The sequence below is a fragment of the Burkholderia sp. Ac-20345 genome (assembly GCF_017104825.1).
GTDB lineage: Bacteria > Pseudomonadota > Gammaproteobacteria > Burkholderiales > Burkholderiaceae > Burkholderia > Burkholderia lata_B.
The window spans coordinates 1-15,232 of the sequence record NZ_JAAGPO010000004.1 but is presented as its reverse complement, the minus strand read 5'-3'; the positions used below and the strand labels follow the sequence as shown (position 1 = coordinate 15,232).

At 60.8% G+C, this 15,232-nt stretch carries 13 protein-coding genes; 4 read left to right on the top strand and 9 right to left on the bottom strand.

Features of this window, described 5'->3' with window-relative positions:
* The 6 genes from G3O06_RS03135 to G3O06_RS03110 are packed head-to-tail and all read right to left on the bottom strand — an operon-like array spanning position 1 to position 5,358.
* A complete protein-coding gene (locus G3O06_RS03135) occupies positions 1–426 on the bottom strand; it encodes a lytic transglycosylase domain-containing protein (protein WP_205814941.1) in 426 nt (141 codons plus the stop codon).
* Positions 423–1,688, bottom strand: coding sequence for a TrbG/VirB9 family P-type conjugative transfer protein (locus G3O06_RS03130; RefSeq protein ID WP_205814940.1), 1,266 nt, complete (start codon positions 1,686–1,688; stop codon positions 423–425). Before G3O06_RS03130 ends, G3O06_RS03135 begins: the two co-directional genes overlap by 4 nt.
* Positions 1,685–2,491, bottom strand: coding sequence for a transglycosylase SLT domain-containing protein (locus G3O06_RS03125; protein ID WP_205814939.1), 807 nt, complete (start codon positions 2,489–2,491; stop codon positions 1,685–1,687). Before G3O06_RS03125 ends, G3O06_RS03130 begins: the two co-directional genes overlap by 4 nt.
* Positions 2,488–3,762, bottom strand: coding sequence for a TrbI/VirB10 family protein (locus tag G3O06_RS03120; protein ID WP_205814938.1), 1,275 nt, complete (start codon positions 3,760–3,762; stop codon positions 2,488–2,490). The genes G3O06_RS03125 and G3O06_RS03120 overlap by 4 nt, the downstream gene beginning before the upstream one ends.
* Before the next feature lie 7 nt (positions 3,763–3,769).
* Positions 3,770–4,645, bottom strand: coding sequence for a TrbG/VirB9 family P-type conjugative transfer protein (locus G3O06_RS03115; protein ID WP_205814937.1), 876 nt, complete (start codon positions 4,643–4,645; stop codon positions 3,770–3,772).
* Entirely contained in the window at positions 4,642–5,358 is a 717-nt protein-coding gene (locus tag G3O06_RS03110) for a type IV secretion system protein (RefSeq protein ID WP_205814936.1), read from the bottom strand. The genes G3O06_RS03115 and G3O06_RS03110 overlap by 4 nt, the downstream gene beginning before the upstream one ends.
* A 1,394-nt stretch (positions 5,359–6,752) precedes the next feature.
* Between G3O06_RS03110 and G3O06_RS03105 the strand changes: the two genes are divergently transcribed.
* The 4 genes from G3O06_RS03105 (at position 6,753) to istB (ending at position 10,282) form a co-directional block, all read left to right on the top strand.
* A complete protein-coding gene (locus G3O06_RS03105) occupies positions 6,753–7,187 on the top strand; it encodes a hypothetical protein (RefSeq protein WP_205814935.1) in 435 nt (144 codons plus the stop codon).
* 256 nt (positions 7,188–7,443) lie between these two features.
* On the top strand, positions 7,444–8,325 hold the full coding sequence (locus G3O06_RS03100) for a replication initiation protein (protein ID WP_205814934.1): 882 nt from the start codon (positions 7,444–7,446) through the stop codon (positions 8,323–8,325).
* A gap of 155 nt (positions 8,326–8,480) precedes the next feature.
* Positions 8,481–9,497, top strand: coding sequence for an IS21 family transposase (gene istA / locus G3O06_RS03095; RefSeq protein ID WP_205815078.1), 1,017 nt, complete (start codon positions 8,481–8,483; stop codon positions 9,495–9,497).
* Positions 9,494–10,282, top strand: a complete 789-nt coding sequence (istB, locus tag G3O06_RS03090; RefSeq protein ID WP_205814933.1) for an IS21-like element ISRso19 family helper ATPase IstB — start codon at positions 9,494–9,496, stop codon at positions 10,280–10,282. Before istA ends, istB begins: the two co-directional genes overlap by 4 nt.
* A 118-nt stretch (positions 10,283–10,400) precedes the next feature.
* On the opposite strand, the gene G3O06_RS03085 is transcribed toward istB, so the two are convergent.
* From G3O06_RS03085 to G3O06_RS03075, 3 genes are all read right to left on the bottom strand, one after another.
* A complete protein-coding gene (locus G3O06_RS03085; protein ID WP_205814932.1) occupies positions 10,401–11,432 on the bottom strand; it encodes a ParB/RepB/Spo0J family partition protein in 1,032 nt (343 codons plus the stop codon).
* The gene (locus G3O06_RS03080) at positions 11,429–12,088 is read right to left on the bottom strand and encodes an AAA family ATPase (RefSeq protein WP_176091356.1); all 660 of its coding nucleotides are present in this window, start codon (positions 12,086–12,088) and stop codon (positions 11,429–11,431) included. The genes G3O06_RS03085 and G3O06_RS03080 overlap by 4 nt, the downstream gene beginning before the upstream one ends.
* 1,193 nt (positions 12,089–13,281) lie before the next feature.
* Positions 13,282–15,232, bottom strand: a 1,951-nt coding sequence (locus G3O06_RS03075) for a phage integrase family protein (RefSeq protein WP_277403685.1), incomplete at its 5' end; no start/stop codon positions are given.

Sequence of the window (15,232 nt, the reverse complement as noted above, 5' to 3'; positions counted from 1 at the left end):
TTACCGGCCCTGTTGCATAAAGCGGCGATAGATCGCGCTGGCGTAGACGAGCTGCTTGGATGGCGTCACCGCGTTGTAGGCGCCGACCGCCTTCCAGTTCGGCCCGAAGCGGCGCACGTTCGACGCGAGAATCCACGCGCCGACGTAGGCGCTCACGCAGCCGTTGAAGAGGTGCTCGCGGCGGATGCCGTAGCGCGCCAGCGTGGGCAGCCACGAGGTGTTGATCTGCATGAGGCCGATGTCCTCGCTGCCATTCGTGTTCCTGTTCACGGCGTTCGGGCGCATCCCAGACTCGTGCTGCGCGATCACACGCAGCAGCTGCGGATTCACACGGTGGAATGCCGCCGCGTCGTCGAGACAATCCGCCCGACTCGGCAGTGCAGTGAATGCCAACAAGGCGACGACGATCGCTACGAAGCGCGTCATGAAGTCGGCCCTCCGCTCGCCTGCAGGGCGGCGTCCGGCATTTCCCGGTAGACGACCTCCTTGCGACGCTTGACGTGAATCGTGTTGCCGTCTGCGGTGACCGCGAACTGATCGGACGTGCCCTCGAACATGAAGTACCGGCCCTTCTGTTCGCCGATGCCCAGGTTGCGCGCATCCGTCACGCCGACCCGGACGACCGATTCCGCGAACTTGAAGTACGTGCGGCCCTCCCGATCGAATACGGCTTCGAGCTTCGCCGGGTTCGGCTGGTCGAAGTCGTACACGGTCTTCGGATCACGCGTGACCTCGACCCGGTTAGTCGCGTCAGCGACCACGAAGCGCTCCGCCCGATCGATCGTCAGGACACCCTTGACCTCATCCCAGCTCGTTCGCAAGACCTTCCCGTCCGGCGTCGCGAATGTGACGGTCTTGGCCGGCTTCGACGTGAAGCGGATCTGCATGTGCGTGTCGTCGCCGTCCCGGATCGCCTGCGCACCGAAGCGTTCAGCCAACCGCGAAACCGGTGGCGGTTCAGCCGTGACACGCGCGACGACGCTGTTCAACCCGGCCTCATCGGCATCTCGGTTCGACGACGCGTAGTTCAATGCCGCCGATTTCGGTGCGTCGCGATGCAGGCGCACGTGCTGCGCGCCGAAATCGACGTCCGCGTACAGCCCGGCTTGCGTCATCAAGCGATCGAGCGCCTGCATCCAGTTCTCGCCATCGCGCGTCCCGAATAGCTCCGACGTCGACAGGTCGACGTCCTTTTGCGCCGAACCCGTCCAGCCCTGCGGAACGAGGGCCTTAACGACGTTGCCGACCGGCATCGAAGCGTGCAACGCACGAACGGGCGCGAGCGCCGAGCGCGTGCCGATCAGCACCAACCGGTTCGTGAAGCCATCGAACCCTGCCGGTTGATCGTCCTTCATCGCAGCCAGTGCGCCCGTGCCACCGATGAACGTATTCGCCTTCTTCCAGCGTGCCGTTGCCGAATGGGTACCAACTTTGTACGCGATCGACGCCGGCGTGCCTTCGACGACAACATACGGACCTTCGGTGTGGCCGCCCTCGGCGACGATGACCTGACCCGCACGCGGCTGGATATAGGTCTTTGCGCCGTCGTTGAAGATCAGCGCCGGCCGTTCGGAGATACCGCCGAGAATGTCGTAGTCAAAATCGAACGGATCCGTGTTCGCCGCCGACGCGGCAACACACACGATCGCCGACGCGGCGCACGCGAGTAACTTGGTCGTGTGCTTCACAGGCCTGCCTCGATCATGGAAAGGTGCCGAACGAACCGTGCGAGGTACGAGCGACCGGGATTGGGATTGGCACTGTGGTAATAGGCGATAGCCTTCGCGACCGAGTCGGTCCGAGCGAAGTTCTCGGTGAGGATCGCCTCCGCGACCGCGACGTTCGCAGCGGGTGCGAGCGCATCCCACGCCGACGCGAAGCGCTTGCCGTGGTAGCACCAGTTCACCTGCATGAGGCCGACGTCGAAATTGCAGCGATCGTGCGCGAGCAATAACTCGATCGCCTTGTACGCTTCCTCGCGCGACTTGAAGAAGTAACCCTGACCCGCAACGTTCAGCGTCCACGGCCACGCGCGACCACGGTAGTTCGATTCGTTCAGCGCGATGCCAGCGAGGATCTTCGGATCGACGTTGGTGTGCAGCAGCTCGAACGGCACGACCGCACGCGAACAAGCCCATCCGCCCCGGCGCTCTGCAAGCGCCGCCTGCGCGCCGTCATCCAGCACGAGCGGCTGCAGCCAGCCGCGATCGATGAACAGATCGTCCAGCGCGACATCGCGTCCGTCGATCGATACGGTGATGCCCGTATCCGGCGAGCTGCGCACCGTCTGACCGATCAGCGGCGACGCCCATTCGATGAACGCATCAAGACCGCAGTAATAGACTGGCTTGCCGGGCAGCGAAGCGACCTGGCGCGTCGATCCGTCTTGAATAACGACGCTCACCGGGCTGATCACCTGCGAGATCACGGCCGACTGCGCGTATGCGCTCGCCAATGCGATCGCGGCGACGAAAGCCATACGCACCATCATCGCGGCCCCCGATACTGTTCGAGCACCATGTCCCGATTAATTTTGAGCATGAAGTGGCGCTCGCCCGGCGACGACGTGATGGTCGGCGGGATGTTCTTGTAGCGCTCGAGCACCGACTGCGCGGTTTGCGCCGCGATCTGCCCTGCCGTGCTCCCTGCTTGGGTGACGCCAAGCGGGCCGGACGTGGTGGTTTGATCGCTACTGCTGAATGCACGGACCAGAATGGCCGTCATGAACGAGGTCGAATAGATCTTCCAGAAGTGGTTGTTCACGTGACCACTGAAGCCGGCCGCCCCATCGCCGTCCGCGCCCTGCGCGCCATACAGCGGGACGTGCTTGCCGTTCGGCAAGCGCATTTCCGCGCCGGCCACGAGAATCGACTCCTGGCCTGGCTGAATGTCCGAGCTATAGGGCGCAACGATCGTGGTACCCCACGGAATCACCAGGCAGCGGCCATCGCCGTTGTTCGCATACACGTCGGTCTCGACGGTCAGCGACGCGGTGCCGGGACGATCCGAGTTGAGTGCCTCGTTCGAGAGAACGGGGATCTTCGCGGGCGGCGACAGCGTGCAGCCGTGCGACTGGCCGACAAAGCCGGCCCGCGCAAAATCCTTGTCGCCGTCGTTCAGCTGCGCGACGTCTCGCATGAACGCGTTGTCGCGTTGTTGAGTAGTCGTAGCACCCGTGGCCTGGCCGCCTCGCGTGGCCAATGCTGCCTGCGCCGCCGCTTCTTTCATCGCAGCGTCTCGAGCGGCCGCCTGTTGAAGCAGCATCTGCTGCGGCGTGATCACACCGGGCGGCAATTCGCCCTGCTGCGGCTGGGCGTCTTTGACCTTCACGCCCGGACGGAAAATCGGCGAGACATAGATGGTGTCTTCGTCGTTTGAAGCTTTGAGCTGCGCCGTGCCGGCACTCGGCATCACGGCATCAGCCGACAGCGTCGGCTTTTTCACATTGGTTGCCGCCGCGGCGCTTGCAGCCGCAGCCGCTTCCGCCGCGCGGCGACGGGCCTCGGCCTGTTGCTGCTCGATGATTTTGTCGACATCTGCCTTGTCGGCATTGCTCTTGTCGATCGCATCGGCCGCACGTTGGCGTTTTGCGTTCAGCGCCTCCGCTTCTGCCTTGTTGGATTCGACGGTCTGCGTGTAATAGCCGAGGGAGCCAATTGCGATCGCGCCAATCGCTCCGATCGCGATCATGACGTTGCGCGGCACCTTGCCCTTAAGCAAGGTCTTTTCTTGCGCGCTGGACGGGTCGGTCTGCATTGCCATACCGTCCTCAGAATCCGAACAGGCCGCGCCGGCCGCGGGTAATCGTCACTTCCTCGCCCGGCCGCGTGAGCTTCACTTCGTCCGCCAGTCGCTGGATGACGATGTACGGGCCGCGGCGAATAAAGTTCGGGCTAACGATGTCACCGCCGTCCTTGATCGTCGGCACGGCAAACGGCGTGCGCGGCGGCATCCGGATCCAGATGAACGTACCGTCGTCGAAGACCGTCTCAGGCTTGAGCGAACTCGTGCCGGACACGGAATACTCGAAGTTCAGCTTGTCGGGCGGCACGCCGATCGGCCCAGAGTCCGATTGGCCGGCATGGTCCCCATCGTGGTCGTCGGTCGCCGCGTTTCCGCGCGTGCGGACCTTCGCCATCAGCGAATTCGGATAGTTGAAGCGCACGTTCTGATAGAACAAGCCGCCCAGGGGCGACGAGACGAGCGTGAGCTCGTACTCACGCTTGTTCGTGCTCAAGTGCATCGTGTTGACGAGCCCCGGCTTGGTGGGCTTCACGTAGACATGGTTTGCCCCGTCGGTGTCGATGACCCACTGCACGGAGTCACCCATCGCGGGTTCGCTGATCAGACTCTCGCCGCGCTCGAGCTCAATCGTCGTGAGCTTCAGCGGCGCCGTCATCACGCGGAAAATCTGGTCTCGGCTGTACGAAAACACGGCCATGCGCGCGTCGCCGGGCATGGTGATCGGGTCAGCGCCCGAGTTATACGGGTTCACCGGGCTCATCGCGTCGCCGATGATGCTCCCGACATCAAAGTTCGGGACCGGCGTGATAGGACTGGTCGCGCTCCTCGCCGCGAATGCGTGGGCCGACGCCGCGATCAACGCGAGCGCACTCCAGGTCAGGAGGGAACGTGGTCGTTTCATGCGCCGGTCTTCTGGAGAGTGAAGTACGGGTAGTAGAGACCGTACGGATTCGTGCCGAGCACGTCTTCGGCCGTCGGCGGAATGATCTGGTAGCGCATCGTGAGTGCGTAGCGGATCTCGACCGGTTTGTCGGCGGGGGATTGCCGCGTCGACGTCGTGAACTCAACGACGACAGTCGAATCCTCGAGCAGCGACACGTTCGTGACCTTGGGCTCACGGACCAACTTCGGATTGGACGTGATCAGGTCAAATGGCTTGTCGTCGCTGATCCACGTCGCGAACTGGTTCTTCGCGTTGCCGACCATCTTGGCCTTCACCGCGTTGATGTTCTTGGCGAGTCGGGATGTGCGAATGTCGTCGGTGAGAACCGGCTCGATCGTGAACCAGTGCTCCACGTCCTGTTTGATCGCGGCGCGCTTCGCTTGGTCGTCCGGGTTGTACGCGGCCAGTTGCTTGACCAACGGATTACCGCCAGCGTCAGATGAAACGCCATACGACTTCACGACGGACGGCGGCGGGTTACGCGTATAGACGGCACCGCCCGTGATGAACGCGAGGATGAAGCAGAAAGTCTTCCAATGATTGGCTTCGACACGCAGACGCGTCCCCTGATCGAAGATCATCGTTTCCGGATCGTCGTTCGAGTAGTGGCCTGGCGCTGGCGACAGCGCGACCTGCTTCTTGCTACGGGGAAAGAGTCTGGGGAATCGCATCACGGAGTTCCAATTGAGTCGGATCAATTGGAACAGCCGAGGCCACAACGGCACTTGGGAAAAGAGCCGTCATTTCAGGGACCTTTTCGCGATGGGCTGAAGAGCATAAGCGGCGACCACAAGCACTCAACCGGTTGCAGGGGAGTAAGGAGAAAGCTACCCAGAATGGGTGAGCTTTCCAGTCTTGCATTTGCGCCCACAACGATAGAATCGGGACGCTGATCGTTGCACGCGTTGCACGCAGCACGATGTCCGCCACGCGAGGAGGATCACCTCAAGTGCTTCGCAAAAACAATGGCTTGCGTGCGATCGTTGTTCGCGGCATACCGGCGCCCCCCCACAACCGGTTGCGTGGCTTTTTTCAGAAATGACAACAATCAATGGCCAATGACCGTCCCCTTCTATGACATTTTCCGATTCATGCAAGAGTCCTTCCGCTGAGAACACCCACGCACTTCAAGACCGTTTGACTGCAATTACGCGACATGACGATCTGCGCAGGGTTGATTCTCCGCCTGTAGTTTTGGGGCAGTTTTATCGTCAACAGTTAGATCTCGAGCTGTGGCCCAGTCAAGCAAGGCTGGCCGCAGACCTCGATGTGTCGAAGGCCATCGTCACACGCTCAATCCAAGCATCTCTGCTCCCGGTCGAAGTGATCGCAGCGTTTGGCGGCCCGGACGGTGTCTCTTTTCGCACAGTGGAAATCGTCACGAAGTTGATTCGCGAGCTTGGCGCCGAGGTAGTCGTTCGAAGGGCGTTGTCGGTGCCAACCGCGACCGCTTCAGCGAACGTGAGATCGATCCTGTGTACCGGCGTTTCCCGAGCCGAAGATCGTCTTGCGCTGAGGTTGTCTCCAGGAGCAAGCGGCCGACACATCAGAATCGACTCCCCTCATATTCAGCGTGTGATCCCTCATCTTTCCGTATTGGAAGACCTAGTGAACGTTCTCCTTCCATCATTGCTTGGACGATCCGGCTAAGCACGTAGATGCTGACGGCGGTGCACCATTCCGCGAGGCTCATTGGTATGCGAGCCAATCAGGTGACAAATTCCGACCCTGGAGTGCTGTTGCCAGATCGGTGACATTATCCGACCTGCATGTAGACACCCAAGACGCCAGAACGGAATGCGTCGCCGGGTTTTTCTGACGGTGACGTTTTCCGACCCAAGCAGGATGGCTATCTATGACAAATTCCGACCTACATCCGGCTGTCCTGTGGTGACGTATTCCGACCCATTGCAGTACCAGAAACCGTGACAAATTCCGACCCGTGTCTTCATCGCGTGAAAAGTGACATTTGCCGACCCGGGACGCCTCGAGAAAAGTGACATTTTTCGACCTGCATTAACGAGCAAAGGGTGACGTATTCCGACCCAACGACGCGAGCGTAAGGGTGACAGATTCCGACCTGGGGAAATTTACTTTCGCGACGACATCGCTCTTGGCGCGTCAGAATTCTGGATCGGTGACATTTTCCGACCCGACGCACCCACCTCAAGCACAGCAGATCCAGCTCTCACACGGCCTGTCGCTCAAGCTGGCCTTAAAGGTGACGTTTTCCGACCCAGCGGCGCTGACGATCATGCCCTCATGGCTGTTCCGGCGAAAAGTGAGTGAGTACTTAGCCTCTTTTGGTCATCGAGGTCGGAAAGCGTCACCTTTCGAGAGTCCCGGCGATGCTTTTGCTATCCAACAAGACGTTACGCATGGCGAATCGGACGATCTGGGTCGGAAAAAGTCACATTTCAGAGGGTGCGATGAGCACCTCGGGTGGGTTTTGGGGTGGTTTTGTTGTTTGGGAGCAACTTTCTATGAGGCCTCTTTGTAAGACAGTTTATAAAACCGTTTGTAAAACCTTTTGTAAACGCTGTGCCGCTGCCCGCAGACGCTTACCTGGCAAGGATTTGCGGGCGGTCACAGTCAAACAACTGTGACGTATACCGACCTCGGTGTGACGTAATCCGACCCTAAGTGGACACAGACCGGGCTGGGAGTGACAAAATTCGACCGTTATCCACAACGGTGACTTGCACCTTGGCGATGTCACCTTATAATTGTGACACTTCCCGCTGAAGGTCACCTTTGTGAACAAAAAGGCAAAAAATCAGCTCGAGCCGGCCCAGGTCGAGATTGTTGCGCTTGAACCTTTCCAGATCGAGCCGTCGGACGAGCCGCCTCTGGACGGGGATGGCCGAGTAAAGGGTACCGTAGCCATGAGCCGTGCTCTCGTAAATGCTCAACAAGGGCTGACTCTTAACGAGAAGCGGGTAATGATGGCCGCGCTCCGATGCATAGACAGCAAGAAGTCGCCATATTTGCATGGCAAGGGTAACGGCTATGTGAGCGTTCGTGTGCGGGCAGACGAGTTTGCTGCCCTTGCGGCACTTGCTCCACGGTCTGGCGAGAAGCAGGCGACGGCAGCGTATGAAGGGTTGAAGGAAGGCTGCGCAAGTCTTCAGAAGCGCCAGTTGACGTATATGGATGGCCCGAAGAAAGTCGTCCTGAACTGGGTGTGGAAAGCTGTCTATCACGAACGTGAAGGATGGGCAGAGGTTTCCTTTTCCCCGGATCTGACGCCGCACATCTTCATGTTGCAGCGCCGCTTTGTCTCGTACCAACTTGAGTTCGCTCGGGGCCTGCAGTCGCTCTATTCGTGGCGGCTACTAGAGTTGCTGATGCGAGAGCGAGATCGTGGGCGCCTCCTGATCACGTTGGAAGACTTCCGGCACGTGCTCGAGATTCCTGCGACATATCGTTTTGCTGACATCAAGCGTCGCGTAATTGAGACCGCAGTGAACGAACTGAACGCAAAGGCAGATCTCGTCATTTCGTGGACGCCGGTGAAGCTCGGTCGCGCTGTGAATTCGCTCGATTTCCAGTTTATCCAGAATCCGCAGAGCCGGCTGGCGTTGGACGGCGATGTACCCTTTGAGGAAACAAGTGTTGCGGAGACTGCCGGAGGCTGAATTGCAAAGGCTCCGCTGCACATCCCTCGCGCGACGTGGATGACAGTCCATCGTGGAGTGAACGCCGCCCAAGTTGTTAGCGCCGATGTAAAACTGACCCACCCGCCGAGGTAAACCTGACCCACCTGGGAGAGGATGGCGGCTTTTTGCCGCCGATGCTGACTCAGGAGCAAGCAGTGGAAATCAAGGTATTGGCAAGACGGGGAACGGCGGTGCGTGAGATAGCGCGGCAAACGGGCTTGTCGCGCAACACGGTGCGTCGCTATCTGCGCGATGAGCAGGCGGCCCGTTACAAGCAACGCGAGCCACGTCCGACGAAGCTCGACCCGTTCAAGGACTATCTGCTCGAGCGTGTCGTCGCTGCACGACCGCACTGGATTCCGGCGACAGTGCTGCTTCGTGAACTGCAGGAAGCCGGCTACGAAGGCGGTATCAGCCAGCTCAAGGCATTCCTGGCACCGTACAAGCGTGCTGAGCCCGAGCCGGTGGTGCGATTCGAGACGCCGCCGGGCAAGCAGATGCAGGCCGACTTCACGGTCATCCGCCGTGGCCGCGCGCCGCTTCTGGCACTGGTCGCGACGCTCGGATACAGCCGGGCAAGTTTCGTGCGCTTCACCGCCGGCGAGGACGCCGCGACGTTGTGCGAGTGCCTGCGTGAAGCGTTTGTCTACTTCGGCGGCACGCCCGAGCAGGTGCTGTTCGATAACGCGAAGTCCGTAGTTATCGAACGCGATGCGTTCGGTGAAGGCGAGCATCGGTGGAACACGCAGTTGCTTGCTGTGGCCGAAGCCTATGGCTTCACGCCGAAGGTCTGCCAGCCCTATCGGGCGAAGACCAAGGGGAAGGTCGAACGCTTCAACCGCTATCTGAAGGAGAGCTTCGTGGTACCGCTCGCGGCCACGCTCAAGCAGTCGGGGCTGAAGCTGGACGTCGAAGCCGCCAATGCGCGTATCGGCCGGTGGCTTGCGGAAGTCGCCAACGTGCGCGTGCACGCCACCACGCGTGAGCGACCCGCCGCGAGGCTGGCACTCGAGCAGGCAGCACTGCTGCCGTTGCCCGCGCCGACATCGATGCCAAGACCTGCGCCCTCGAAGCTGCGCCGGGTGCTGCCGCGCGAGAGTCTCCAGCATCCTCTGGCGGTGTATGACGCCCTGCTGGAGGTCGCCGCATGAATCTCCAGCACGAACGAATTGCCAGCCTGTGCAAACAGCTCAAGCTCGACCGCATCTCAAGTGACTGGGGAGCGCTCGCACAGCACACTGCAACGACCGATGCGAGCCTGGCCGACTTCCTGGAGCAACTGCTACACGCAGAACTCGGGGCGCGCGAGGAGCGTAAGCGCCAAACACTCACGAAGCTCGCCGCGCTGCCCGCAATCAAGACACTGGAGCAATACGACTTCGGCTTCGCCAGCGGTGTGCCACGGGCGCAAATACAGGAGCTGGGAAGTCTGGCGTTCATCGAGCGGGCCGAGAACGTTGTGTTGCTCGGCCCATCGGGGGTTGGCAAGACACACCTCGCGAGCGCACTGGCCTATCGGGCAACACAGGCCGGTATCAAGACGCGATTCATCACGGCAGCGGACCTGATGATGCAACTGGCGACGGCGCGCCAGCAGAATCGATTGCGAGAGTTCTTCAATCGTGCGGTCATCGGGCCAAGGCTTCTCGTCATCGACGAAATCGGCTATCTGCCGTTCGGGCGCGAGGAGGCGAACCTGTTCTTCAATGTCGTCGCCAAACGCTACGAGCGCGGCTCCATCGTGTTGACGAGCAACCTCCCGTTCACACAGTGGGCCACGGCGTTTGCAGACGACCAGACGCTCACGGCCGCCATGCTCGACCGGCTCTTGCATCACGCCCATATCGTGCAAATCAGTGGCGAGAGCTACCGGCTCAAGGACAAGCGAAAAGCGGGACAAACAGGAACGCGGGCAAGCGCGAAAGCAGCCGCGTGACACAGGACCCGGGTGGGTCAGATTTACTTCGGCGAATCGCCGAAAGGTGGGTCAGTTTCTAATCGGCGTTGACACCAAGTGCCATTTCCTGGGCGGCCGGCGCCGGTGTATTGGGCTCTTACTTCAGTTGGTGTCCATCGTCTGCAAGGAGTCTCTTGAAGGCAGCGACGTAAGCCTCAGCTTTTTCTGCCGATCCAAGGACGAGGTCGACGCGGACTTTCCCATCACCCCACTCCTTGATTGCACCAATCTCAGCCCCGTCGTCAGTTGACACCTTGTACTGTCGCGAAAGTGACTTCCGGGGTGCGCGGCCATTCTCGAGGCTCTCGCGGATAGCCTTCACCTTTTGAAAGGGAAGCTCCTCATCACGAATGCGCTCCGCAAATGCCAAGGTGCGCTTCTCGTCTGCGGCCTTTAGGTACAGTGTGAGTTCATAACTAGTCGAAAGGCCGAATTGTTTGGGCTGCGAAGCGATCACGTCCAAGACGGACTGCGGCAACTCCAGCAGCGCGAGAATCTTGCTGACCTTGGACTTACCCTCCTCCACCAAGACCGCCAGCTCGTCGTTGGACTTTGCATGGCCTTGATCGAGAAGCTTCTTGTACCCGAGTGCAACGTCCAGAACGGTTTCTTGTTCGCGCTCGTTGTTTGCCGCTCGAGCAAGGCGATAGAAGTCGATCGGATCTAGGCCTTCGAGCAGTTTGACATCCAGCGTCTCGGTACGATTGCGGAGTGCTCCGAGTTTCCGGAACTGTCCGTCGATCAAGATCGCGCGATCTGGGAAGTCGGGATGGCGGCCGGCGAGTACGGGGACAAGTTGGCCATCTCGCGCCATTGAGGCTGCGCGCGCGGCGATGAGCTCTTCTTTGTAGATCGTGCGACTGTTGAGAGGGTTGTCGTCGATATGGCTTATTGGCATCGTTATGTACCGCGCCTGCACCTTCCCTGCTTGTTCCAGGCTTGCCAAATACGCTTCTGCAGCCGAGCTTGTCGGGGCAGCGACATTCTCCTTGGGCTGATCCAACAGGCTGCTTCGGCCGCTCAATGCTTCATCTACGCGGTCGAACCTCGACGGTGTCGCCGTCTCTCGCATTGTCTGGTCGCGCTTTACGCCGGCATTAAGCGCCGCAGAGAAGTCTTTCTTACTCATGCTCGCACCTCGAGAACTTCGAGAATTTCGTCGACAAGATCATTCAATTCTTTGTGGGCGGCCTTGGCCGAGCGGAGTTGAAGGACGGTAGCGCCGGATACCTCTGCTTCCTTGTACGCGGTGCGGAAGCCGAGCTTCGTTTTCAGCATGGGAAGCTCATCGTCTCCAGCTGCAGCTTCAAAGATCTGCTTCACGATCGTGACGTTCTGGTTCATGTTCGCGAATGAACGAAGCTTGAGATCCGGGTTGCGGATCTGGGCCTCCATACCGAGTTTTTTTGCCTCTTGAACCGCCCAGAGATTGCCGCCCGACGCTGCGATGGGAATCAGTCCCAGATCGGAAATAAGGAGGGCAACAGAGGGCGCAGCCGATTTAATGGCGGGCGGACAGTCAATGACAATAAAATCATAATCGTTCACGTACTTTGCGATCTCCCGATCTGGCCGAGGACTTAGCGCCAGGTTCGAAATAGCCGCCGGGTACGGTCGATCATCTGGGGCTGCGCCGACTGAGAGTGTCGCGGTGCCCTGCTCGTCCAAGTCGACGAGCATGGTCCGGTAGCCTCGCATGCCGAAGGCGCCTGCGATATTCGTCGAGGTCGTTGTTTTCCCCGACCCTCCTTTCTGGTTGAAGACGGCAATAATTTTCGCTGCCATGCGTTCTCCTTATGCACTTGATGCTCGGGCAGGAGCAGTTTCTACATAGAAACTGCGCGCCAAGCGGCTGCCGGGAATATTAGGATGCCACCCGAAAAACATCAAGAAAAACGACACACTTTTGAGAAATTCAAGGGAGCGGGAGCGACAACTCAACCAGAACTTGTAGCGTCGCGTGCTTCCCAGGAGCAGTTTCTACGTAGAAACTTGGGGCACGGCCAGCACCATCTTTGGCGGCTTAACGGTGCAGCGGAGGGGGTGTGAATCGAACGAAAACTGGCATTTGCCAGTCTTTTGTGCGACCGCTTGAATCGTGCGTAGTTTTTCGCCCTCCGTCCTGGCGCCGCGGCGGGCAGTTTCGACGTAGAAACTGCGGCCGCGTACTGCGGGCTCGAAGGCAACTTTTTGCGGTCGGTGTCCTCGGCGAGGCGCACCGGAGAGCCCTTTTCGGTTGCTCGGGAGACGTTCAGTTTCTATGTTGAAACTGAGTGGGCCAAGCAACTACAGACGTCGGATCAATCTTCAACGCTCGCATGTTGAGCGTGACGCCGAATGCTCGCAGATCGAGTTTCTACGTTGAAACTGCGGTCGATGTCGTCGGTGAGGCTCCACGGAGAATTCTTATCCGATTCTCGGGGGCGGTCAGTTTCTACGTGGAAACTGAACGGGCCAAACAGTTACAGCCCCCGGGTCAACCGACAAAGCTCGCATGCTGAGCGTGACGCCGAATGCTGGCAGATCCAGTTTCTACGTTGAAACTGCGACCTGCTTGCGCGACCGAGGCAATCACGAACCGTCTCGCCAGCGGAAAGGATTGTGGAGCGCCGACTGATACCTCGTCGTTTTGCGGATTGCGAGAATCCAAAGTCTCGATTTTTTGCCTTATATACTGACTTTCCGCTACGCACCCGCAGATGGCCGCAGTGCACTCTCGGTCGCAATGTCCCAGATTATCTGGGAGATCGTTGGCCTGTAAGGACGGAAGTCGTAGATCATCTGGTAGTTCGATAACTCCCACGGAGTTAACTCAGACTTAATCTCGGAGAAGTCGAAGGTGGGTCGTCATCGCCATCGTTGATGGTGTTTCGTCGGACACCTTCAGACTGGCGGTCATAACAGCAATATTGGCGTCGCAGATACTTCCGATTCTGGGGCGATTCGCCATCAATCGACTTTGATGGACCCGCGCCGCGCTAAGCTGTAGCTAATCTAAGGAAGGTCTCGGCCTCTCGGTATTGGCGGCCAAGCTCCGCAGTCGCGTAGATCGATGTGGTGTCGAGCGAATCGTGACCGGCAAAATTTCGCGCACTCTCGAGACTCATCCCATTGGCCAGTGCGTGCGACACAAATGTGTGTCGCAGCCAGTGCGGACTGGCCAGGCTGAAGGCCCGTGCGTGCGGTGAGTCCTCGCGCAGCGCCGCTGAAGTCGCCATCGCGAAAAACTGCTTGATCGCCTTGTAGAGCTGCACCGAATGGATCGGCCCGGTCTGCTGCGCGCGGGCCGCGAGTTCGGACGCCGGATCGGTTTTGCTCGCCCTTGCCGCGCGCCGGATCTGACCGATCTCGGCGTTCGACAGCAGCGCTGGGATCAGCGGGGTTGCGGCCGGGCAGGCGAGGGGATCGCGCGGCAGGCCGCGCGATTCGAGATAGTCGCCCATCAGCGCCAGCACCGCCGGCACCAGTGGCACGAAGCGTTCCTTCGCGCGCTTGCCGACCACACGCAGCAAGCGGATGGTTCCCAGTTCCGGCCCGGCGTAGCGCTCCTGCACGTCGTCCGTGAAGGCGCCGCAAAGCTCGGCGCGCCGCAGCCCCGTGCTGTACGCAAACCCCAGCACAAAGCGCGTGCGTGTCGCGGCAGCCGTGTCCGGCATCGTGTCCAGCACCCGCATCGCGAAGCGCCAGGCATCGGAGGTCAAGCCATGCTCGATCTGCAGGCGAGACTTCGCGGCCACGCGCCGCTCGTTGCCGGCGGCGTCGTGCGTGGAACCGGTGAACACCCGGATTTTTGCGAAGGCGTTGTGATCCAGATACTGCGCGTCGACCAGCTCGCTGAAGAATTTCTTCAGCGCGGACAGCGCGTCCTGCCGGCTCTTGACCGACAGGGGGCCGCGGAATGGCCGCCAGTCCAGATCGCCGCGATGCGCGGTGCCCGTCATGACCCATTGGCTGGCCGGCTGCGGATCGATCAGGAAGCCGTTGATATAGTCGCGCGCATCATCGGTGTCGAGGCTCGACAGCGCCTTGCGCTTCACGAAGATCGCCCAGAGCAGCAGCCGCTCGGCTTCGGTGCGGTAGCGCTGCCGCGTATGCGGGTTCTCGTAGTCGGCGAGCCAGAAATCAATCGCCTCGCGGTCGTTGTTGGCGCGGCTGTTGTTGCTGACGAGATTGCGGTGCGTGCCATGCGAGCCGTCCAGCTCGGGCGGCAGCAAGAAGCGCTCGAGCGGCACAATCGCGGTGACGGGGCCGGCTGCGGCGAGCCGTGGCGCCGGCAGGGTGTATTCGGACGGGTGGGTTTGCACGCCTGCGCCCAGCTGCAGGCCGGCGACGTCCCCGTAGTGCGCCAGCCACGAGGTAATGCGACGGGCGCCGATCTCGCCCAGGCGCGGCACGCGTCGGTACCAGCGGTAGCCGACCGCGTTGATCGTCTCGACCAACTGGCTGATGGTGGCGAGGCCGACGTCGGCCAGACGTAGCGCGACGGCGGTATCGAACCAGCCGAGCACGTGGTGCTCGGGGCGCGGATCCTCGACCACTAGGCGCGCGAGCGCGTCGAGCGCCGCCATCTGCCGCGCGCGTAGGCGGGCGTTGCGCTGCTGTCGACGCAAGGTCGCGCCGGCGTCGGCGTCCGTGCCGGCATGCCGGGCGGCGAACAGATCGAGCAGCTCTTTCTCGGTATAGAAGCCATCCGGATCGTGCTCGGCGGCGAAGTCCTCGAGCGAGGGCGTGGTCTGCGCCGGGGCGTCGGCCGCCGGCGTCGCCGCGAGCGCGGCGGGCCGAATCGCGAGGAGGCGCGCGGTCGCGAAGTCCTGCCGTTTGCGGGCCGCGGCGACGAAGGCCGTGACCAGCCAAGTGCGGGTGGCGGCCGCCTTGCGCGCGTCGCGGCCGAATTCGAGGTACTGGTCGGCCAGCTCGGCGAGATCCAGA